A 20,785-nucleotide genomic window follows, 5' to 3' on the forward strand; every position below is an offset into this window, starting at 1 on the left:
GTTGTCGGATGCAGGATTTTCACACGCGATCGGTATGGTTCTTGCAACGTTACCAATATCCTTACGTTGGGGAGACCAAGTGTAATGGAATGGAACACATACGAGCGCTTTCCCCCTCTAGTGCTGATGCTGGGTGGCCGGGAAAAATACAGGGTCCTCAGAACGTTGAGAGACGCCGCTGAGGTTTTGATAACGGACTGGCCATCAGAAGATGGCGAGGAATATGTCGTGGCCGTCAAGGCCTGCGTCGACGCGATCAGCGGACAGATCGATGTTGGCGAACTGCAGAACGCTATTCGCCGTGCGGCAGCTGAAGCCGGCATTGCGATCTTGACCGTTGTGCACTGAAGCCAGTCGCCCGCGGCCAGGGCCGCGGGACTGACAACGGAAGCTTGCCGTCTTGCCTGAAAACCGCGACGATGTCGCGAGGCAAGGTTTGGCGATGATGAGATGCGGCATAGGCTTAGTGGCTGCGGCGCTGGTTTCCGCAGCGTGGGGTATCTTGGCGACCACGGCCAGCGCTGCCGAGCCATCCACTCCCGAAGCGGCTTGCCTTTACCAAGGGGACGCAGGTGACGGGCAAACGCTCTGCATTCGAAAAGATCACTTCAATGCCGATCTCTGCGCGGTCATGGACCGTTTCGCAGCGATCCATAACATCCCACCTGCCTTCTTCGCCCGCCTGATCTGGCGCGAAAGCCTGTTCCGCCCGGAAGCGGTCAGTCCGAAGGGCGCGGAGGGCATTGCCCAATTCATGCCGGGCACTGCCCGGCTGAGGGCATTGGAAAACAGCTTCGATGTCGTCCAGGCGCTCAAAGCGTCGTCCAGTTATCTCGACGAACTCAGGCTTCGTTTCGGCAATCTCGGACTTGCCGCCGCTGCCTACAATGCCGGTGAATCCGGCCTCAGCCGGTTTCTCTCCTCCGACCGCCTACCGATCGAGACCCGCGACTATGTGTTCGCGATTACCGGGCAGACCGTCGAGACCTGGCGGGACAGCCCTCCGGAGACCGCCGCGCCGGAGCTGCGGGACGGCATGCCGTTCCGTGACGCATGCGTGGCGCTTGCCGAAACCCGACAAATGAATGAACCTGTCCTGACCGGATCGGCCGACTGGGCGCCGTGGGGCGTACAGCTTGCCGCCCATTACAATCCGTCCGTGGCCGACCGGCTCTTCACCATATCGCTCACAAAGCTTCCCGAACCGCTGAACGCCGAGCGCGCTCTGATCGTGCGCCAGAGGGGCGGAAACTTCGGCTATCGCCCGCGCTATGCCGCCAGGATCGGCCGGGAGACCCGCGCCGAAGCGACCAAGCTCTGCAGTACGATCCGCGCCGCCGGCGTTGCCTGCACCGTCTTCCGAAACCGCTGATCCGAAGTACATCGCGGCTCGGCCTATCCGACAGTTTAGTGCCGAAGTGCCGCCAGGCTTGCTACGTTCGTGGGGCCAAGTATCAAGGGGATTGAAATGATCAGAACTGCCGAAGCTGCCAGCAAATCCAGCGAGACAGACACCTCCGAACAGGAGCAGGACGACTTTCTCGAGGAGTCGCTTGAGGAAACATTTCCGGCAAGCGATCCGATCGCACCCGGTCGCCCATGGCGGGAGCCGTCAAAGGATAGCCCTTCCACCTGATGGATCGCAATCGGCGACCGCCGGTACCGGTCCAGGATCTTATCGGCTTCAAAGGCTGCACCGGTGAATGATGCCCGCAGAACCCTGATAGAGCTTATCGAGACTATTGGTGACTGAGGCAGTTGCCCAAAAAGAATAAGGCGTCTGCCGGGGGAGGAGATCCAGCAGACGCCTTTTATGACGCGTGGCAGCGGGAGGAGGATGCCGCCACGTAGACGCTGGCTTGGGAGGAGGTAAGCCGCGTCTCGGACAAAGCGACAAGGGAGGAGTTTCATCGCTTCGTTGAATTGTAATATAGGCCGGTCGCTGCCAGTCCTCTAGGCACATATTTGCAAAGCTGCCATGCGTTATGCGTCAAACGAAGAGCTCATATGACGCAAAAAACGCGCCCGCCATCATCAGGCGAGCGCGTTTTGCATTCATTAAGAACTGGTCTTAGCGGCCTACAGCTGCGCGCGCAACGTCGCGGATATCGCCACGAGCAATACCCAGGTCGTTCAGTTCACGGCTCGACATACGGCCAAGCTCAGTAACGGTTTGACGATACTTGCGCCAGTTGTTGAAGGTGCGTGCGATGCTCATTGTAATCCCCTTTCCGTGGGTCCAGCGACAGCTGCCAGGTAGCGGCGCTTCGTTCGCTTTGATGAGAAATATATAATATGGGGTTGCAGGAATGAGTAGCGTTCAGACTACAGTTCACCTATGCACAAAACGCATGACGCGGTGGGCTACTGGCCTCTTCTGAGGCAGTTTCCTATCCGTGAGTATAGTTTGAAGGAGGCCTGCCGAAGCCCCATGTGATCCCCACGATCCTCCAAAGCCGATCAGGGGCCATTCGATGTCTAGCTCAGTCTGCGAAACCTATCCTGGAATATGCAGTAAATCCCGTCTCGCTCACCCTCGTCCTGCCCGCCTGTTCCATCCCGCAAACGACAACAGACAAAATGCGATCCGGCCACCCGTGGTCGCTCTACCCACTAGCCTTCCAGTGTCCGAGGCCAAACCGATGTCTGCCCTGGAAGTCGGATCGGTGATTTCACTGCTGGGGCTGCTCGTCTTCGCCGCCCACGAGGAGATCGTGGCCATCGCCCCCGCGGTCGCTTCTGCTCTCGAACAGTTTCTCGCAAGTGCGCCGGTCGCCCTCTGGTAGCCGCAGCATCTCATCCTATTGCAAAGCTTGCCCGGATCACCCAAGTGCATTTGGGCGGTGCTGGACATGACTGATGCTCTTCGAAGATTCACGGCTGACGATCGGTGTCGTTCTCCCCATGCAGGAGCGAGAGCGGCACGACATCGACTTCGGCCTTCAGCTGGAGCTTGCGCGCCGCGCCGATGAACTCGGTTTCTCGGCAATCTGGGTCCGCGACGTCCCCTTGAACAGTCCCGCCTATCCTGATCCCATCGGGCATTCCGACCCGTGGGTACTGCTTGGTGCGCTGGCGGCATCTACCCGTTCGATCGCTTTGGCGACCGGCGCAATCGTTCTGCCCTTGCGCCATCCGCTTCATGTCGCCAAAGCGGCCCTGTCGATGGACGCCTTATCATCGGGCAGGTTTGTTCTCGGCCTTGGTTCCGGCGACCGTCCGTCGGAATTTGCGGCCTTCGACCGCAGTGTCGACGACCGGCGCGAATTGTTTAGGTCCAACTGGGCTGCACTCAGCAATGCGCTTGACGGCCATGTCGGCTCGCAGACAGGTGAGGACCAATTCGAGATTCGTCCACGCAGCGGGCGCCGCCTTCCACTGGTCGCCGTCGGTTCGTCCTCGCAATCACTCGAATGGATCGCCAGAAACACCGGCGCCTGGATGACCTACCACCGGCCCCTCGGCGCACAGAAGGACCGGATAGCCCTGTGGCATGGGGCGGTACAGCGAACGACCACTGAATTCCGGGGCATGGGTCAGGCCATGGCCCTCGATCTCCTGGATACGCCATCAGACCATATCGACGAGATCAATCTTGGATATCGAACCGGACCAGAGGGATTGTTCGCCGCCCTCTCCGCCCTCCGCAATCTCGGCGTTCACCACATTGCTTTCAACCTGCTCGTCAATGGGCGCAAGGCTCTCACCGATCTTGAGATCATCGCACGGGAAGTCCTGCCACGGCTGAACCAGGCCGCAGAACTGCAGGCGTCTCGGTAATCTCTGAGGTGGGCGGCTAGCGGTCGAAGAAATTCTGCCAAAGCTTCTCGCCAACGAGGCAGTCCGTTGTCGGCTGATTCAGCGCAGTTTTGCGGATCTGTGCCGGCAGTTCGAGCCCGCTGATTTCCCAGACCAGCTTCCTGCGGACGGCAACGGCAAAATCCTCGATCTTATGGACAGGCAAGACGAAGGAGCCGGGACCGCCGATCACGCAATCGCCGTAATATTTGTCGAGCCCCTCGGGCACATCGGATGGTCGCAGCATGATGGCCAGTCCATTGATGACGATGCCCGCCTCCAGAGCCGCATCGCGTGCAGGTGTGACGGGATCGCCGGAATTGTTGGGACCATCGCCGGAAACGTCGATCACCTCGCGATGACCCTTATAGGGGCTTGTGGCAAGCATCGACGCGCCTTGAACGATCGCGGCCGATATGGATGTACGGCGCTGGGTAGCAATCGGCCGCGCCTCCAGTTTGTCGGCAAAATCCAGCGCATCTTTTTCCGTCTCGATCACCTGCCAATCGATGACGGAGCCGGGCACGACATAGCCGGCCCATTCGAAATAGCTGACAGCGATCCGCCCGGTCAGCCCTCCTTTCACGGCGTCGAGGAACTCCTTGTGCCGCAACGCCTCGACATAACCCTCGCGCTGGATGCGGACCTCTTCGTAATCCATCGAGCGAGACGTATCGACGGCCAGCACCAGCTCGACATCGACTTCATTTTGGCTTGATTGCGCGATCGTGGCGGCAGCGCCGGACAGGCTCGCGAGCATCGCAAGTGTTGTCAGCATCATCACTTCCCATCACTGCGTTATGCCGAGAACTCTAACATAATAGCTTGGCGCGACGGCGACTGCTGCCAGAGTGCATCCTGTCAATTTTCGGTGATGGCGGGTGCAATCGAACGAACGGGCAGCATTTGAGGAGTCATGTCTGCGCGATCGGCTTCACTACTTGTGAAGAACTCACAGCCATTCTGCGGGACACTTGGCGATTCGCCCAGCAATGACGGAGATAGCATGCCGCTTCTGCAGTTTCCCGCCGACCGACGCACAGCCGATATCAGGCGCTGCGCCGAGGCCCTTCAGAACCTTCACGGCGAGGCCGCCAACCGCTTCTGGCGGTCGGAGATGGCCGGGTTCGCGGCCAATTTAAGAGAACAGGGCTGCAGCGATCACGAACTCTCGCGGCAGGCCGCCCTGTTCATGGATGCAGTACAGATGGAGCTTCAGGTCGTCTACGCCGCAGCGGCAGAGCGATAGAAAGCATTACTTGGGAAAGCGGTTGTAGAAGGATTGCGGGTCGTAAACGCACTCGTAGTCGAGCACGCATATTTCCCCATTGGCGGCGCGCACCCTTGCGACATCATATTTGTCGCCCAGCCGGCATCGTGCAGGCGGATATCGGAAGCTCCGGCCTCCGATGCCCATGCGAACAAAGACGGCCTTTTTCTGCTGGATAATCTGCGCGAGCTCGCGGCAGGAATGGTCGCGGGCATTGACCTCCACGGCGTCGAGAGCAAAGGCAGCTGTGGGGACGAAGAAGGCAGCCGCTAAAATCAAACTTCTCATAAGACCTCCTGATGCGGGCGGGTTGGCAGCAACGCTTGCGGCTTCAATCGCAACAGCAGCGCTGATGTCGCGCGATAAAGGTAGGATTTGCGCGGATGGCAAACCAGATCGATCCATCCACATTGAAGACGGGCTGGCTTCAGATCTTGCCGCGCGTGGCAAAGACCAGCGTCTTCAATTGTTCCTCGTCATGCACGCCCTGACGGTAGAGTTCAATGATGATCGCGGCCGAACGGGCCACAGCTTCGTCGTCATCGGCAAGCCCGAACTCGGCCTTCAGCACATCCAACACATTCTGGCATGTGGCGAGGTCATCCGATGTCAGCGCTTCGTCCCGAGGTTTGATGTAACGGTTGATCATGATGCGCTCGCTTGTTGGGTCTGACATTTTCCCATCACAGACATCATTATCGCGCTTTGATCGAGAGCAACAGATATCCGGCGTCGAAGCCGGCGATCTTCTGCAGCTTGTCCTGGGCGAGTTATCTCGCCTATATCGACGTTTTCCACACGCTGATGTGGCTATCGCTCGCAGTTCTGCCGCTCGCCTTCATCCTGCGCAAGATCGACCTTGGCGGGGGTTCGGGCCATTGGGGCGGACGCTAATCTGCCTGATGTCAGCAACTTCTTGTATATCCCCCAATCTGGGGGTTCATTCGAATCGTTGCATGTACTATGTTTGCGATGTGATATTCACACGAGACAGGTACTGATGACCCCAGAAATGTCCGGCTTTGAATGCACCCGCGGCAATGTCGTTTCCGGCAAGCTCAAGCTTTCAAGCAAACTGCCCTACTTTATCGTCGCAGGACTTGCTGTGGCCGTATGGGCAAGCTCTAGCGAACGACCGCACGATACAGAGGTGGCAGTTAAGCAAGCTGCGCCGGCTTCGCTCGCTCGATAAGCACGGCAATGGCTCGGCCGACGATCATCGCGGCCGAGAATATGGCAATCAGATCTATCCCTGATAAGTCATGGTCGCGCGGTGTCCCGCAGTAGGCTGCTGCGGGAACCAATCAGACCGAAACCAGATCTCAAATTCTGACGCCGCTCGTCTCGTCAAAGAGATGTACCTGCGTCGGATCGATGGTGACGCCGATCGCCTGGCCCGGCTGAACCGATCCCCTGCCCGTTTCGACGATCGTCATTTCGGGTGTCGTCGCAGCAGTGATGAAGGTCGAGGAACCCGTGGATTCGACGACCGCGATCGGCACGTCAAAGCTCCCCTGCCCCTGATTGGTGATGCCGATATGCTCCGGACGGATGCCGGCGGTGACCCTGCGACCTGGCTGGATCTGATGATCGATGGCGACCTGCGGCCTGAGCGCGCCGAGATCGAGCATCAGGCTTTTTCCATCCTCGCCGGCAATCGCCGGAATGAAGTTCATCGCGGGCGAGCCGATGAAACCGGCAACGAATTTGTTGGCAGGCTTGTCGTAAAGGTCGAGCGGCCTGCCCTGCTGCTCGATGATACCATCGCGCATGACGACGACCTGATCGGCCATGGTCATCGCCTCGATCTGGTCATGCGTCACATAAACCGAGGTCGCATGCAGACGATCGTGCAGCGCGCGGATCTCCTTGCGCATATGGACGCGCAGGGCCGCATCGAGATTGGATAGCGGCTCATCGAAGAGGAAAGCCTTCGGGTGGCGGATGATGGCGCGGCTCATAGCGACACGCTGGCGCTGGCCGCCGGAGAGCTCACGCGGATAGCGCTTCAGCAGATGCGAAAGGCCGGTAGTGGCCGCGACCTCCTCGGCTGCCTTCTTCGCCTCCGCCTTTGCAACGCCGCGCATGCGCAGGCTGTAGGTGAGATTTTCCTCAACAGTCATATGCGGATAGAGCGCATAGGACTGGAATACCATGGCGACATCGCGTTTACGCGGCGGCACTCCATTCATCAGCGCGCCGGCAATCTTCAGGCTGCCATCGGAAATGGTTTCCAGCCCGGCCAGCGAGCGCAGCAGGGTCGACTTGCCGCAGCCGGAAGGGCCAACGAGCGCGACGAAGGTCCCCTTGGCGATGGAGAGGTCGATATTCTTCAAGGCATGGAAGGCGCCGTAATATTTGTTGACGCCGGCAAGCTCGATCTGAGGGGTCATTTGAGGGCTCCCGAGGTGAGGCCGGATACGATGCGGCGCTGCAAAAGAACGAAGATGGCAAGGATCGGCGTCACATACATCGTGGCGTAGGCCATGATGTTGTTCCATTCATTGGTGTTCGGCCCCATGAAGGAGTTGAGCCCGACGCTCGCCGGCTGAAGCTCGGCCGCCTGGATCATCGACTTGGAATAGACGAATTCGCCAAACGCCTGCATGAAGATGAGAATGGCGCTGACCAGAATGCCGTTGCGGGCAAGCGGCAGCACGATGTTGAAGAAGGCGCCGACACGCGAATTGCCGTCGACGAGGGCAGCCTCTTCGAGTTCCATCGGAACCGCCATGAAGGTCGCCCGCACCAGCACGACGAAGAACGGCATGCTCTTTGCGGCAATGGCGATGATGACGGCAAGCCTTGGATAGTTCAGCATGCCGATCTGAGAGAAGCCGACGAAGATCGGCGTGATCATCAGCGAAGCCGGCAGAACCTGCAGCATAAGGATCAGGAAGAGGCCGATATCCACCCAGATGTTGCGGTAGCGCGCCAGCACATAGGAGCAGCCGACTCCGAGCACCGTAATGATGACGACCGCGCCGATCGCAATCACCAGCGAGTTCCAGAGATAGAGCCCCATGCTCCGGCTTTCCCAGACATAGGCATAGGTGCTCCATTGCGGCGAGGCCGGCCAGAAGCTTGGGGGTGTGGCGAACATCTCCGAGCCGCTTTTCAGCGCGGTGATGTACATCCAATAAAGCGGGAAAAGATAGATCGCCGCCATGATGATGGCGATCACGAGCATCAGGCGATTGCGTGCAGTCTCGCTCATCCGCGCACCTCATGGCGGGTTGAGCGCACGTAGACGACAGAGGCGAACATCACGAAGACGATCATGATGACGGAAATGGTCGCGCCCTTGGCGAAATCATATTGGCGGAAAGACAAATCCCAGGCCCAGTACTGCGTGACGTTGGAGGAGTTGTTCGGCCCGCCTGAAGTGATGGCGGCAAAGAGGTCGAACTGTTGCAGCGTGAAGATCAGGCCGAGCGCAATGATGGCACCGATTGTCGAGCGCATCATGGGCAGCGTGATCGTCCAGAAGCGCTGCCAGGCAGTGGCGCCGTCAAGTTCGGCAGCCTCGTAGAGATCGCCCGGAATGCCGGAGAGACCGACGGACAGCAGGATCATGTTGAAGGACGTGCCGAGCCAGATATTGGCGATGATGACGGCGTAGAGCGAATAATGCGGGTCCGAGCGCCAGAAGATGTTGCCGGAGATGATGCCGCTTTCCTTCAGGATGAAGTTCAGTACGCCGAAATCGCCCGAGAGGATCCAGTTCCAGATCGCACCGACGACGAGGCCGGGCATGACCCAGGAGACAAGGAAGAGACCGCGCAGCCAGGATGCGCCGGGGAAATTGACCCAGAAGAACAGCGCCAGGCCGAAGCCGATCAAGAACTGGCCGGCGATCGAGCCGACGACGAAGATCGCCGTATTGTAGAGGATCGGCAGCGTTTCCGGCTGCGCGAAAAGATCCGTGTAATTCTTGAAGCCCACCCAGGGGCGCGAGAAGGTGCCGAGGCTGAACATGTCAACCTCCTGGAAGCTCATCACCACATTGTAGATGAGCGGCAGACCTGCCATCAGAAACAGAAAGCCAAGCGGAAAGGCGACAAGCACGATATCGAAACCGCGGCCATCTCTGACGCTGGAAAGGATCCTTCTCATGGGTCCTCCGATGCTCCGAACGGGGCTGCTTGGCTAATGCCGCAGCAGCCCCTGCCGGGAGGAAAAGATGGATGGCCAATGGCCATCCGGTGATGCCGGGTTAGCCGAGAACTGCTTTGATCTTATCGGCAGCCTGATCAAGCGCGTCCTTGGCACTCATCTGGCCGGTGAGCGCAGCCTGGATGGCATCCTGGATCGCCTTGGAGATCTTCGGCCACTGCGGATGCGGACCGCGCGGCTTGGCGTATTTCAGCTGCTCGAGGAAGACCTTCAGCGCGGCATCCTTCAGCGGCTGGCCGGTCTCGGGGATGGAGATGTCGGAACGAGCCGGCAGCTGGCCGAAGTTCTTGAACATCTTGTCGTCCTGCGAGGCGAAATATTCGAGCGCCTTGAAGGCTTCTGCCGGATGCTTGCTGGTCGAGAAGATCGCCCAGTTGAAGTCGCCCATTGCCGAAGAGCGCTCTGCACCTTCCTTCGGAACCGGCAGCAGCGTTACGCCCCAATCGAACTTGGCCTCCTGAACCATGCGGTCCAGCTCCCAGGGACCGGAGATTACCATGGCGGCATTGCCGGAATTGAAAGTGCCGGTCGAATCCCACTGGCCGCGGGTCAGCGTATCAGGAGAGGCGAGCTTCTCGTCCATGATCGTCTTCCAGACTTCGAGCGCCTTGACTGCGCCATCGGCATTGATGTGCTCGTAGCTGCCACCGCCCATCTGCGCCCAGGGCAGGAACTGGAAGGTACCTTCCTCATTTGCCTTTGCCGAGAAGGCAAGACCATAGACGTTCTTGGCCGGATCGGTCAGCTTGCGAGCATCCTCGACAAGTTCGTCCCAGGTCTGCGGCGGCTTGTTCGGATCGAGGCCCTTCGCCTTGAACATGTCCTTGTTATAGTAAAGCGCGATCGTGTTCGTCGCCTTCGGCACGCCGAAATATTTGCCGTCCCACTCGACTGACTTCAGTGGTCCGGGGAAGTAGTTTTCGGGCTTGATGACCTTTGAGCTCTTGATCATGTCGGTGAGATCAAGAAAGGCGCCGCGCGATGAAAACAGCGCGTGCTCGGGATTGTCGACAGCGATGATGTCCGGCGCCTGACCGGTGGCATAGGCGCGCATCGCTTCGGTAACAACGTCATCGAACTGGATCAGGCGATATTCAATGGTGATGCCGTTATGTTGGTCATTGAATTCTTTGACCAGGGTCGGAGCCGGCTGGGTGTCCTTGTCCAGCGACCAGAGCGTCAGCTTGACGTCTTCCGCCTTGGCAGACAGGCCGAAGAGCGAGACGCCTGCGAGCGCGAGCGCGCCCAGAATTACGGATTTACGGATAGCCATGATTCTCCTCCTTTGTGGTTATCCATTAAAATGGCCGGCGATTTCCTCCACGCCGACCATATTCACTCACACCGGATCGGCGACGAAATCGCCGCCCCGGGCATGTTTCAGATGGTTCAGCGCATAGACCTGCCCGGTCATTTCCAGGGCGTCACGATAGACCGGGTCATGCCAGCCTTCGATATCGATGGAACCGGACCAGCCGGCAAGCCGCAGTTCGGAGATGATGTCGGTCCAGTTGCTGTCGCCGAAGCCCGGCGTGCGCATGAAGACGAACTTTTCCTTGCCGAAGATGCCGTGTTCCTTGATCACATCCCAGCGGATGGTCGCATCCTTGCCGTGGACGTGGAAGATCTTGCTGGCCCATTTGCGGATCTGCGGCAGCGGCTCGATCAGATAGACCATCTGATGGCACGGCTCCCATTCCAGGCCGATATTGTCGTCGGGCGTCGCGTTGAAGATCAGCTCCCAGGCATCGGGATTATGGGCAATGTTCCAGTCGCCGGTCGCCCAGTTGCCATCCATGGCGCAATTTTCGAAGGCGATCTTGATCCCCTTGTCGGCGGCACGCTTGGCGAGTTCGCTCCAGACCTGCTTGTAGCGCGGCAGGCTCTCAGTCAGCGGCTTGTTGCGGATGCGACCAGTGAAGCCGGCGACGCAAGTGGCGCCGAAGTGATGAGCGTTGTCGATACAATCCTTCCAGCCCTGCAGTGTCTGCAGGTCCATCTCAGTCTCCTCGAGCGGATTGCCGAACATGCCAAGCGTTGAAATCGTGATGTCGCGATCACCGATCGCCTCCACGCTGCGCTTTCCGAGTTCGGCAAGATCCTGGCCATTGGTGGTCTGCCAGAAGAAGGGCTCGAAGCTTTCGAAACCCATATCGGCGATCTGGGCAATGCGCTTGTCGGCGCCGCCCTTGGAGGCGCTGACCATGGTACCGATGCGAATGGCTTTGGCGGGGTTGCTCACGTCATCTATCCTTATGCTGAAATTTCAACGCGACGCCCGGTTTTGGCACTCTCGATCGCACCGAAGACCATGGCGAGGCTTCTGATATTGTCGGAACTGACCGTCTCCGGCCGCTTGCCAGTGCGGATCGCCTCGACGAAACTTGCAATCACGCTGGCATGACCATGCGTTTCTTCCTCGCGCTCGGGCGCGGGAACCTCGACGGGTGAAAAGCCGTGAAGCAGGCCCGCCTCGTCGCCGGAGGTAGCCGCTTTGAACCCGTCCTCACCATCCCAGGTCAGCATGCCCTTTGAGCCGACGATCCGCCACTGGCTTTCCCAGCTCGTGCGCTCGCCCTCGGCGCACCAGGAGCCGCGATAGGTGAAGACCACATCGTCAGAGAATTCGAAGGTGGCATTGGCCGAGGCGCCATGCCGATACCAGGACCCTTTGGGATTACGCTCAACACAATAGACGGCCAGCGGCTTCTTGCCGGCCACGTAGCGGGCGGCATCGAAAGTGTGGATCGCCATGTCGAGCAGCAGGACATTGTCCATCTCTTCACGGAAGCCGCCAAAATGGGGAGCAATGAAGAAGTCACAATGAATGCCGGTCAGCTCGCCGATCGCACCGCTTTCGACGAAGCGACGCAGGCGGCGCACACCGGAAATGAAGCGACGGTTCTGAATGATCGCATGGATCTTGCCAGTTTCGGCGGCGAGATCGATGAGTGCTGCGCCTTCGGCAAGCGAAGTCGCCATCGGCTTTTCGCTCAGCACATGGCAACCGGCCTTCATGGCCGTTGACACGACATTGAAACGTGCGGTCGGGATAACGACGTCCAGGACGATATCCGCCTTGGTTTCGGCGATGACGGCAGCGAGGTCAGTGCCGGTGCGAGCCGCGCTCAAGCCGAATTCCTCGGCGAGTTTCTCGGCAGCGGCCAGATTGACGTCGACGAGGCCGACGACCTCGATTGCCTCGGCAAGATCAGGCGTTTCCTTGATAGCACGCAGCCAGCCTTTAGACATAGCTCCGCACCCGCACAGAATGGCATTCAATTTCACGATTTCCTCCAGCGGTGCGCCTCAGATTCCTCCCGAAACGCCTTCCGTAAACGTTTACGATACTAAGCGGAAACGTTTGCTGCTGTCAATGCCAGCGCGTTTCGACAAAATGCTGCGAAAAATCACAATGCGAACGGGCGCTTAGGCAAAACCTTCGGCAATGCAGCAACAAGATTTTTTTCAGAGCGTGCAAAAATACATTCTGCCTTCATGGCAAATGCTTTCCGTAAACGTTTTCCCATGGCAATAAGATGAGATGATCCGTCTACCGGAAGAAAGATCGCTCAGATGAAGGGTATCCGCCAGCTCGCAGAACATCTCGATATATCGATCGGGACGGTTTCTCGTGCGCTGAACGGCAAGGCCGATGTCAACGAGGAGACACGCAAGCGAGTGCTGGCTGCCGCCGAAGAATTCGGTTACGTCGCCAATCAATCCGGCCGCAGCCTTCGTCAGGGGACGACCAACGTCATCGGCCTGATGATCGAATCCAGCAAGGAGACGGTCGAAAACAGCGACAACTTCTTCCTTGGGGTCACCGGCGGGCTGCAGAGCGTACTCTCACGACATAAGCTCGATCTCGTCATGCTGCCCTGCCCCAGCGACGAAGACCCCTACGAATATCTGAAGCGCATGGTGGCGCGCCGCGTCGTCGATGCCATGATCATCTCTGCAACTCAACGCGTCGACAAACGTATCGATCTGCTCGTCAAGGCAAAAATTCCCTTCGTCGCACTCGGCCGAAGCTCTTCCGGCGGCGGTAACTTCACCTGGATCGACCTTGATTTCGAAGGCGTCGCGACCTGCGCCGTGGATCGACTCGTCGCCAAGGGGCATCGCCGCATCGCGATTGCCGCACCGTCAGGCGAAATCAATCTCGGCTATGTCTTCGTGGGCGCCTATCGAAAGGCTTTGGAAAAGCATGGGATCGAATATGATCCGGAGCTGGTGATCCGCGTGAAATCAAGCGAACAGGGCGGCTATCAGGCCGGCGACGAGTTGCTGCTGATAGAAGACAAACCGACGGCGATCATCCTGATCTACGAACTGATGGCGATCGGCCTCTACCGCCGCCTGGTCGAAGCCGGCATCGTTCCGGGCCGCGATCTCGCCGTCATCGGCTTCCGCGAGGAACCTCGCGCCAAGTTCCTGCAGCCGACGCTCACCTGCTTCCGCATGTCGCTACGCGACCTTGGTGCAGCACTCGCCGAAACCTTGCTTTCCAGCATGCCTGCCTATTCGGAGATCCACCGCGGTGGTGCGCGCAACCAGATTTGGCCACTGGAGCTTGTGCCCGGGGAAAGTGATGCGTTCTTCAGAGAACCTGAGATGTGACGCAATGTGCGTCACTCTATCCATGTTCTTGATAAGAAACGAACGACTCCGCTCAAAACCACTTATGCTGCCGTTTCGTCTGCTACGGCAGAGTTCAATCAAAGTTCGTACCATACCCGCGGGTTGTCGCCCGACTGGATCATCAGCCAGCGAAGATCCGTATCCTTCCAGCCCTTGATCGCGTTTGAGCGGTTGTCGAGCACCAGATCGCCTTGATCGGTCTTGACGACGAGAACAGCGTGGCCTTCGCCATAGGGCGTCTTGGTAACGGCGATACGTAGAGCCTTCGGCGACCAACCCATGGCGATGAGATGATCACGCTTCGTCAGCGCAAAATCCTCGCAGTCGCCGGATTTCACGTTCACCTGCCAGACATCGCCCTCATCCGGTCGGTCGTTGACCGGGCGGATCGAGCGGTTGACCGAGGCATTGACCGATCGAAGCTGCTTGCTTGCGAACGCGCTCAGGGCAACTTCCGAAGCTCCGCCGCGGGCCACGCACTCATTGGGATTTTGCGCGCAGAACATCACATGCGCGAAAGGTGCTGTCGTTCGGCGCTTTTCAGAAATATAGCTGAATGCCGGCGCTGTCTTCAATCCGCGGGCAATACCGCCTGGACCGGCCGCCTCCGCGGTCTGAACCGCAAACAGAGATGCAAGCGTCACCGCCGTAATCAGTGCGTGCTTAAACATTTTCGTACCCCGTTTCGACGACCGCTACGCGGTCAAATGTCCATGCCGGTTGAAATCCGGCTTTTGATCCTTGGTCGAAGTTCTATTCAGCTCCAGCCAATGACGGGGAACATACGGAGGGAGCATTCTCGATCCTTTTAAATCGTTCCCAACAATTTTAACGAAGTGCGTTTTTTGGAGGCGATCGAATGTGCCGCCACCAATTCTGGGGCGATTGTCGCGCCAGAATGGCGCAGGGTTGCAAAAGTCGCGGAATTCTTGCAGAGACAAGCGCAGCGGCGCCGGAGGGGCGGCCGACCTTTCAAAGTTTGGCCGCGGCTGTGACGGATAGATTGAAGACCATACTTGCCGGCCTCTACAGCACGGTGGTGCTGGCTGCTGTCATTCCGTTCGGTCTGGTCGATGCAAAGCCTTTCGCGGCCGTCGCGATCTGCATGTTCGCGCTGAGCCTTGCGGCGCTCCTGCTTTTCGGTGAGCCCCGGCGAGCTCACTGGGTCTTCGTATGGGCGCTGCTTCTCTTTATCGTTACCTCGGTCTGGATCGCTATCCAGACCGTCCGCATCCCGTGGCCATCTCTCATCAATCCGATCTGGAAGGATGCAAACGCGCTCGCCGGCGCCTCGAGAGACACTATATCAGTCGCGCCGGCCGACACACTCACTTCGCTGCTGTATATAGCGCTGCCTGTCATGACGTTTTTGACCGGCCTCATTGTTGCAGATACGGACAAGCGGGCGCGCCGTATCCTGATGGTGCTTGCTGTTGGCGCAGGTTTGATCTCGCTCTTCGGGCTTGGCCAGTTCCTGCTGTTTCCGAAGATGTTGCTGACTGAAAGCAAGCGCTATTATCTCGACAGCCTCACTGCAGTCTTCGTCAACCGCAACACGGCAGCGACCTTCTTGGGACTGAGTTTTCTGATACTTGCGACATTTGCGTCGGAAAATGGCCGCGCCTATTTCGGCTTTTCATCCGCGCCATCAGGCAGTTTCAAGGAGGGCCTCGGTTTCTGGCTTTTTGCCGGCCTCAGCCTCTCCTGCCTGACCGCGCTGATGCTCACCCAGTCCCGTGCCGGACTGGCCGCAACAGGCCTCGGCTCGATCTTCTACCTCCCCTATCTCGCCCGGCAGTGGAAGGGCAGACGCTCCAGGCTGCTTCCTCAAGCAGGCGGTTCTGTGACCCGAAATTGGTTAACGGTAGCCAGTGCGATCGCCCTTGTTCTCGTTTTCGCCGCTATTTTCGGCGGCAGAGCCATCCTGCGTGCAGATCAGCGAGGCGCTGATGACGATCGCTTCTGCGTCTGGTCCGATACGATGCATGCCCTCTCGCAGAACTGGTTTCAGGGAACGGGCTTCGGCACATTCCGCACCGTCTTTTCGGCCTATCGGACACCCGATTGCGGAATTGGCGGCATCGTCGACAGGGCTCATAGCTCCTATCTCGAAGGCTTTCTGACTCTCGGAATAATATTCCCGGTCGTCGCCTGCCTGATCTTTTTCGTGCTCATGCGGGCCTTCTGGAGTGGCTATCAGGCTCGCCGTCGGCTGAGACATTATTCAATTTTGGGTTGCGCAGGCACCTTGTTGACAGCGGCTCATTCCGCAGTCGATTTCTCGATTCAAATACCCGGTTTTGCCATTTTTTTCATGGCATTTCTTGCGACAGTCATCTCCATTTGCTGCGGGCGCGAAGAAAGGGTCGGCGAGAACAGGAAAGATCTTTCATCCGGCTTAAGAATCGAGCATTCAGCGGAGATCCTTGAAATATGACGATTTGAAGGCTGGCTGCCCATAAAATCGCCACTAAAGAAGATCAGAATATTCGTTTGGGTTGCATGCGAATTACCACAGAATCTTAACGTATCAACTCTCTCTAATTTACCATAAATGGGACAATCCATGTTGCGCTATTGCCACAATAACCTTCTGTTAGGTATGCAGTATCTGACAGAGTCGGATATTTACTTGTCATTGAAGTTGTGAGCGGGCTAGACAGTTTTAGTGCTATTACCAAGTAGGGTCATGATGGGCATTCCTGTAACTCGACGCGGCGGCATCATTGTATCGATGCTGATCGTGCTTTCCAGCTGCACTTCTCTCCCTAGGTCCGGTCCGGACCATACGGATATCGACCGCGCTGCAGCAATTAAGGTCACAACACCTGAGCGGAAGGTTGGAATTGACTACGTTCTGATCGATCTTAACAAGGGGATTCTGCCCTATTTCGATAAGATCCCGTCGAGCTCTCTGCGGACTGGATTCGGCGGCGGTCGCGGGGGTGCTCCTGACATCCCGCTCGGCTTCGGCGACGTCGTGCAGGTTTCAATTTTCGAAGCTCAGTCGGGCGGTCTTTTCATCCCATCCGACGCGGGCAGCCGCCCCGGCAACTACATCACCCTGCCGCAGCAGACGATCGACAAGGCTGGCACGATCAGCATTCCTTATGCAGGCCGAGTTCCCGCTGCCGGTCGCATGAAGGAGGAAGTCGAGCAGGATATCGAAGACAAGCTGGCGAGCCGCGCGATCGAGCCTCAGGTCGTTCTTACGACCACCACCAGCCGCTCTTCGGAAGTAGCCGTCGTCGGCGACGTTAATAACCCGCAAAAGATCGTTCTTTCGCCGGCCGGTGATCGTATCCTCGACGCGATCTCCGAGGCAGGCGGCCTCACGACTCCCAATATTGAGACCAACGTCACGCTGCAGCGTCGCGGTAAAACAGCAACCATCGCCTACGAAACACTGCTGAAGAATCCGTCCGAAAACATCTACCTCGCGCCGGGCGACACTGTTTCGGTCGAACATGAGCGCCGAACCTTCATCGCACTTGGCGCATCAGGCATCAACAACCGCATCGACTTCGAGGATTCGAACCTGACCCTTGGCGAAGCCATGGCGAAGGCTGGCGGTCTCCTCGATTCGCGTGCAGATCCGCGCGAAGTCGTGGTCTATCGAAAGGTCGACCGTAGCACTCTTCAACGCCTGAATATCGACACCAGCCGCTTTAAGAGCGACCAGGTGCCGGTCATCTTCCGGGCGAACCTGCGCGATCCGGCGACCCTTTTCGCAGTTCAGGAGTTCCGCATGACGGACAAGGACGTCATGTATATCTCCAACGCACACACTGTTGAGCTCGTGAAGTTCCTCGACATTCTGAACTCGGTTACATCTACGGTCAGAGGTGTTTCTAACGATGCCCTCGATACCCGCGACGCAGTCCAAGATCTTGGAAATTAAATATATTAAACGATACTTCGAGCACCTGACATTGAACGGACTGGTGCTCATCGGAGTTTATGTTATAAGCTCCGTTATCTTTGGAGGCTGGGAATGGTAAAAGCAGGGAAGAATATATTGAAAGGTACGGCTGTCTTCGCATTCGGCGCCCTTTGCTTTGCGACGTCGTCCTTTGCAGGCAACTGCTTTTCGGGTCCGGGCGCGGCAAGCGGTTCGCAGATGGACGCCTTTAACGCGACGCCGGCAAGCATTCTCACGGGCAATCCGTCTGACACCGTGCTCACTGGCTCGGTTCGCGATCTTGCAGCAACCGAAACGAACGTCACGGCAATGCTGCTGACGCTGGCAGCCAACCCAGCAACAACCGATGCTCAAAGAGCAGCTATCGGCGCCGGCCTTGGGCGCGCCGTCAACGTTTGCCGTCCGCAGCACTCCGATCTCGCCGACGAGATTGCGGCAGCTGTCGCAGCAGCAATCGTCAGCAACCCGGCGCTCGGTAGCTTCCGCACAGCATTTGAAGCTTCGCTGACCAGCCAGACCGCTGTTGCAGCACTCGGCGGCGCGGGCGCAGGCCCTGCAGGTGGCGGTGATATCAGCGGCCCTGGTGCATCAGGTTTGGGTGGACCGGCTGCTGGCGCGGATGCCGGCGGCGCCACCCAAGGCGGCGGTTCGCTCCAGACGAACGCTTCAGGCGTTGGTTCGCTCCAGACGGGCGCCTCAGGCGGCGGCAATTTTACGATTATAATCAACAATTCTGTCAGCGGCAGCATCTAGTCCGCTTCCAAAATTCACGTAATGCTATCAGAGAGGCCGTTCGGCCTCTCCTCGCCTTTCAACATTTAAAAAAAAGCTCCTATCTCGCGCGAGTCGTTGCCGGCAGTGGAGCCGATCGTTCCTGCAGCAGGTCGGACCGGTAGGACATGTCTCAGCGCGCCAAGGCAAGCGAACAAACGCGGCGAAGGGCCACGGCCCTGGTTGCGCTGTCACCTCCCTCTGCCCTATCTGTCCTTTTTAGTCTGACGGGCATTGCATTGCTGGCCTTTGCCGTTGCCGATATCAGGCAGTCAGCGCGCTTTGCTGATATCTTTCTCGTGGCGGAAAGACTTGAACAATCCGGACAGATCAGCGCTGAAACGGTCGCCAGGACGGCAGCCAACACCGACACGATCGTCTCCGGCGACTATTGCCGCTCGGATATCGTCATGGCAGGCACCACACTCGTACTGAACAGGCTGGACACGGCAAACGAGATCACGGGTTACGAGGCCTGGGCCAAGGCTGCAGACGACGCCGAGCGATACATGCGCCACGCCGTCTCCTGCATGCCAACCGACAGCAATCTCTGGCTCAGGCTTGCGATCGTTCGTGCCGTAATCGCCCAAGAGCCAAAATCAATTGCCCGGCTGATGACAATGTCAGCCCGGCTCGCCCCCGCCGACGAACTCGCCCTTCTCGCCCGCGTCTATTTCTGGAACCATCTGAACGTAGCAACCCTTGAAAATGCACGAACCACGGTCGAAAGCGACGTCAGCCTTCTCCTGAAGCTTGGAGATTCACGGAAAGTCGCGCCGGCATTGACCAGAATCAGCACTGCCCTGCTGCCTTATGTGAAGCAGGCCGTCACACAATTGCCAGCCAACAAGAAGGGCTCGCTCACCTGGTTCGGCTTCAATCCTGACAAACTGCCGTAAGGCAAGCCGCCGCTTCAGCTCAGCACGACCGCTTGGCGGTTCACGATGCGCAGCACAGTCAACCTACCCGTGGCGAACGCGCCGGTGTCGATGGCGATGCGCCCATTACCAAAAAACGGTTGAGCAACAGGCGTATGACCATGCACCACAAGCAAAGGCAGCTCGGGGCCTCGCGTCAGAAAGGGCTCGCGAATCCAGAATAAATCACGGTCTCTTTGCTCAGGCAGAGCAATACCCGGCCTGATCCCGGCATGCACGAAGACGATATCCCCCACCGTGAGCATTGACGGCATTTCAGCCAGTAATTTTCTGTGGTGAGCTGGTACAGCATCGTTGATTGCACGCTCGACCGCCCCATTGTCGCCATGCTTCAGCAAATAGCCGACGTCGATCCCGTATGATTTCAGCGTTTCCGAGCCACCGAAGCGATACCAGCTCGGAAGCAGATCCGGCTCCTCAAGCAATCGCAGAAACGCGTCGTCGTGATTACCGCATAACGCGACTTGCTTGATATTGGCTGGGGTTGGCCTGGTAAGGTGCTCGATAACATCTTTAGAAGAGACGCCGCGGTCTACATAATCCCCAAGCATTACTATTAGTGCAGTGCCCGTATATCTCGAAAAATCGTCGAATATCTTCTGCTTTGCTTCAAGAAGCTTGCTGTGACAGCCATGCACGTCACCAATAGCGTAGATAGCAGAGAAATCAGCCGGATCGAAATGGAGCCTTTGCCGAGTTTGCTCGCGGACCGCCGGCAGAGCCCCGCCTTTGCCTAGGAGCTTCTGAAACACCCCAAATAAAGTTGGCTTTATAAAGCCTTGATGGCGCTTCACGTGGGAATTCGACATTCTATTTTGATCCTCGAGGCCTCGTATCGTAGTTGAAGCTTGCTGCGCGCATAAAACAGCCTCACAACTTCCGCGGGCTGTAAGCGTAAGTTAACGAATAGTTAAAATAACCCGCTATCCTGGAAGAGAGGAAACAACAATATGCACCAGCTTAACACTATCGATATCCACCATTAACCTGCGCACGACCTCGACATATCCCCAGATTTGCTTAACAATGACCAAAGATTACAGGATACCACTGAACACGGAATCGATCGCCTATCCATCAATACATGCCTATCCTACATGCAGACAGTGAGAAAAAGCTAAATTCCTCTCATAAAATTCAGACCAGCTGGGGTGTCACAGCAGCGTTGCCGGATGCTAAGATAGTGACTAGAAATCACCGCCGCGCAGACACGGTGTCAATGCGGCCTGATGCGAATCGACGGCATTGAAGCCGGGGCGCTTTGTC

Annotated in this window: 25 protein-coding genes; 13 read left to right on the top strand and 12 right to left on the bottom strand. The window is 57.9% G+C overall.

What is annotated here, in order from left to right; genetic code table 11:
- The first annotated feature begins 84 nt into the window (after window positions 1–84).
- From AC1DM5_RS06410 to AC1DM5_RS06420, 3 genes are all read left to right on the top strand, one after another.
- Complete coding sequence (locus AC1DM5_RS06410) at window positions 85–348, top strand: DUF982 domain-containing protein (RefSeq protein ID WP_442206701.1); 264 nt, start codon at window positions 85–87, stop codon at window positions 346–348.
- 94 nt (window positions 349–442) lie between these two features.
- A complete protein-coding gene (locus AC1DM5_RS06415) occupies window positions 443–1,372 on the top strand; it encodes a lytic transglycosylase domain-containing protein (RefSeq protein WP_477818883.1) in 930 nt (309 codons plus the stop codon).
- A gap of 96 nt (window positions 1,373–1,468) precedes the next feature.
- Window positions 1,469–1,636 (top strand): hypothetical protein, encoded by a 168-nt coding sequence (locus AC1DM5_RS06420; protein ID WP_477818438.1) that lies wholly within the window; start codon window positions 1,469–1,471, stop codon window positions 1,634–1,636.
- 435 nt (window positions 1,637–2,071) lie between these two features.
- Here the strand turns inward: AC1DM5_RS06420 and AC1DM5_RS06425 are convergent, their stop codons facing one another.
- Entirely contained in the window at window positions 2,072–2,218 is a 147-nt protein-coding gene (locus AC1DM5_RS06425) for a DUF1127 domain-containing protein (protein WP_113184802.1), read from the bottom strand.
- A gap of 424 nt (window positions 2,219–2,642) precedes the next feature.
- Between AC1DM5_RS06425 and AC1DM5_RS06430 the strand changes: the two genes are divergently transcribed.
- Both AC1DM5_RS06430 and AC1DM5_RS06435 read left to right on the top strand, forming a co-directional pair.
- The gene (locus AC1DM5_RS06430; RefSeq protein WP_477818439.1) at window positions 2,643–2,786 is read left to right on the top strand and encodes a hypothetical protein; all 144 of its coding nucleotides are present in this window, start codon (window positions 2,643–2,645) and stop codon (window positions 2,784–2,786) included.
- Window positions 2,787–2,859: 73 nt separating this feature from the next.
- Window positions 2,860–3,780, top strand: a complete 921-nt coding sequence (locus AC1DM5_RS06435) for a TIGR03571 family LLM class oxidoreductase (RefSeq protein WP_477818440.1) — start codon at window positions 2,860–2,862, stop codon at window positions 3,778–3,780.
- Between the two features lie 16 nt (window positions 3,781–3,796).
- Here AC1DM5_RS06435 and AC1DM5_RS06440 read toward each other — a convergent pair whose 3' ends face one another.
- The gene (locus tag AC1DM5_RS06440; protein WP_477818441.1) at window positions 3,797–4,576 is read right to left on the bottom strand and encodes a DUF1194 domain-containing protein; all 780 of its coding nucleotides are present in this window, start codon (window positions 4,574–4,576) and stop codon (window positions 3,797–3,799) included.
- Window positions 4,577–4,804: 228 nt separating this feature from the next.
- On the opposite strand from AC1DM5_RS06440, the gene AC1DM5_RS06445 reads away from it, so the two are divergent.
- The gene (locus AC1DM5_RS06445) at window positions 4,805–5,047 is read left to right on the top strand and encodes a DUF6074 family protein (RefSeq protein WP_025668238.1); all 243 of its coding nucleotides are present in this window, start codon (window positions 4,805–4,807) and stop codon (window positions 5,045–5,047) included.
- Window positions 5,048–5,053: 6 nt separating this feature from the next.
- Here AC1DM5_RS06445 and AC1DM5_RS06450 read toward each other — a convergent pair whose 3' ends face one another.
- Together AC1DM5_RS06450 and AC1DM5_RS06455 are read right to left on the bottom strand one after the other, a co-directional pair.
- Window positions 5,054–5,356 carry a hypothetical protein gene (locus AC1DM5_RS06450; protein WP_477818442.1) on the bottom strand — a complete coding sequence of 101 codons (303 nt, stop codon included), beginning with the start codon at window positions 5,354–5,356 and terminating at the stop codon, window positions 5,054–5,056.
- Window positions 5,357–5,495: 139 nt separating this feature from the next.
- The gene (locus tag AC1DM5_RS06455) at window positions 5,496–5,744 is read right to left on the bottom strand and encodes a hypothetical protein (protein ID WP_477818443.1); all 249 of its coding nucleotides are present in this window, start codon (window positions 5,742–5,744) and stop codon (window positions 5,496–5,498) included.
- Between the two features lie 80 nt (window positions 5,745–5,824).
- On the opposite strand from AC1DM5_RS06455, the gene AC1DM5_RS06460 reads away from it, so the two are divergent.
- On the top strand, window positions 5,825–5,962 hold the full coding sequence (locus AC1DM5_RS06460) for a hypothetical protein (protein WP_477818444.1): 138 nt from the start codon (window positions 5,825–5,827) through the stop codon (window positions 5,960–5,962).
- A 106-nt stretch (window positions 5,963–6,068) separates the two neighbouring features.
- Window positions 6,069–6,260 (top strand): hypothetical protein, encoded by a 192-nt coding sequence (locus tag AC1DM5_RS06465; protein WP_477818445.1) that lies wholly within the window; start codon window positions 6,069–6,071, stop codon window positions 6,258–6,260.
- 130 nt (window positions 6,261–6,390) lie between these two features.
- Here the strand turns inward: AC1DM5_RS06465 and AC1DM5_RS06470 are convergent, their stop codons facing one another.
- The 6 genes from AC1DM5_RS06470 to AC1DM5_RS06495 form a co-directional block, all read right to left on the bottom strand.
- Window positions 6,391–7,461, bottom strand: a complete 1,071-nt coding sequence (locus AC1DM5_RS06470; protein ID WP_477818446.1) for an ABC transporter ATP-binding protein — start codon at window positions 7,459–7,461, stop codon at window positions 6,391–6,393.
- A complete protein-coding gene (locus AC1DM5_RS06475; RefSeq protein WP_439017913.1) occupies window positions 7,458–8,285 on the bottom strand; it encodes a carbohydrate ABC transporter permease in 828 nt (275 codons plus the stop codon). Before AC1DM5_RS06475 ends, AC1DM5_RS06470 begins: the two co-directional genes overlap by 4 nt.
- Complete coding sequence (locus tag AC1DM5_RS06480; RefSeq protein ID WP_183743004.1) at window positions 8,282–9,184, bottom strand: carbohydrate ABC transporter permease; 903 nt, start codon at window positions 9,182–9,184, stop codon at window positions 8,282–8,284. The genes AC1DM5_RS06475 and AC1DM5_RS06480 overlap by 4 nt, the downstream gene beginning before the upstream one ends.
- A gap of 100 nt (window positions 9,185–9,284) precedes the next feature.
- Window positions 9,285–10,517 (bottom strand): ABC transporter substrate-binding protein, encoded by a 1,233-nt coding sequence (locus tag AC1DM5_RS06485; protein WP_477818447.1) that lies wholly within the window; start codon window positions 10,515–10,517, stop codon window positions 9,285–9,287.
- A 66-nt stretch (window positions 10,518–10,583) separates the two neighbouring features.
- Window positions 10,584–11,486 (bottom strand): sugar phosphate isomerase/epimerase family protein, encoded by a 903-nt coding sequence (locus AC1DM5_RS06490; protein WP_477818448.1) that lies wholly within the window; start codon window positions 11,484–11,486, stop codon window positions 10,584–10,586.
- Window positions 11,487–11,497: 11 nt separating this feature from the next.
- Window positions 11,498–12,532 carry a Gfo/Idh/MocA family protein gene (locus tag AC1DM5_RS06495; protein ID WP_477818449.1) on the bottom strand — a complete coding sequence of 345 codons (1,035 nt, stop codon included), beginning with the start codon at window positions 12,530–12,532 and terminating at the stop codon, window positions 11,498–11,500.
- 288 nt (window positions 12,533–12,820) lie between these two features.
- On the opposite strand from AC1DM5_RS06495, the gene AC1DM5_RS06500 reads away from it, so the two are divergent.
- Window positions 12,821–13,867, top strand: coding sequence for a substrate-binding domain-containing protein (locus AC1DM5_RS06500; RefSeq protein ID WP_477818450.1), 1,047 nt, complete (start codon window positions 12,821–12,823; stop codon window positions 13,865–13,867).
- A 98-nt stretch (window positions 13,868–13,965) separates the two neighbouring features.
- Here the strand turns inward: AC1DM5_RS06500 and AC1DM5_RS06505 are convergent, their stop codons facing one another.
- On the bottom strand, window positions 13,966–14,559 hold the full coding sequence (locus tag AC1DM5_RS06505; protein ID WP_477818451.1) for a transglutaminase-like cysteine peptidase: 594 nt from the start codon (window positions 14,557–14,559) through the stop codon (window positions 13,966–13,968).
- A gap of 188 nt (window positions 14,560–14,747) precedes the next feature.
- Between AC1DM5_RS06505 and AC1DM5_RS06510 the strand changes: the two genes are divergently transcribed.
- From AC1DM5_RS06510 to AC1DM5_RS06525, 4 genes are all read left to right on the top strand, one after another.
- Entirely contained in the window at window positions 14,748–16,325 is a 1,578-nt protein-coding gene (locus AC1DM5_RS06510; protein WP_477818452.1) for an O-antigen ligase family protein, read from the top strand.
- A gap of 252 nt (window positions 16,326–16,577) precedes the next feature.
- The gene (locus AC1DM5_RS06515) at window positions 16,578–17,789 is read left to right on the top strand and encodes a polysaccharide biosynthesis/export family protein (protein ID WP_477974780.1); all 1,212 of its coding nucleotides are present in this window, start codon (window positions 16,578–16,580) and stop codon (window positions 17,787–17,789) included.
- 93 nt (window positions 17,790–17,882) lie between these two features.
- Complete coding sequence (locus tag AC1DM5_RS06520) at window positions 17,883–18,563, top strand: hypothetical protein (protein WP_477818454.1); 681 nt, start codon at window positions 17,883–17,885, stop codon at window positions 18,561–18,563.
- 257 nt (window positions 18,564–18,820) lie between these two features.
- Window positions 18,821–19,480, top strand: a complete 660-nt coding sequence (locus tag AC1DM5_RS06525; RefSeq protein WP_477818455.1) for a hypothetical protein — start codon at window positions 18,821–18,823, stop codon at window positions 19,478–19,480.
- Between the two features lie 14 nt (window positions 19,481–19,494).
- Here the strand turns inward: AC1DM5_RS06525 and AC1DM5_RS06530 are convergent, their stop codons facing one another.
- Window positions 19,495–20,328: a metallophosphoesterase gene (locus AC1DM5_RS06530; protein WP_477818456.1), complete on the bottom strand. Its 834-nt coding sequence runs from the start codon at window positions 20,326–20,328 to the stop codon at window positions 19,495–19,497.
- Window positions 20,329–20,785 lie beyond the last annotated feature (457 nt).

This window comes from Rhizobium sp. 01T437 (assembly GCF_056398505.1).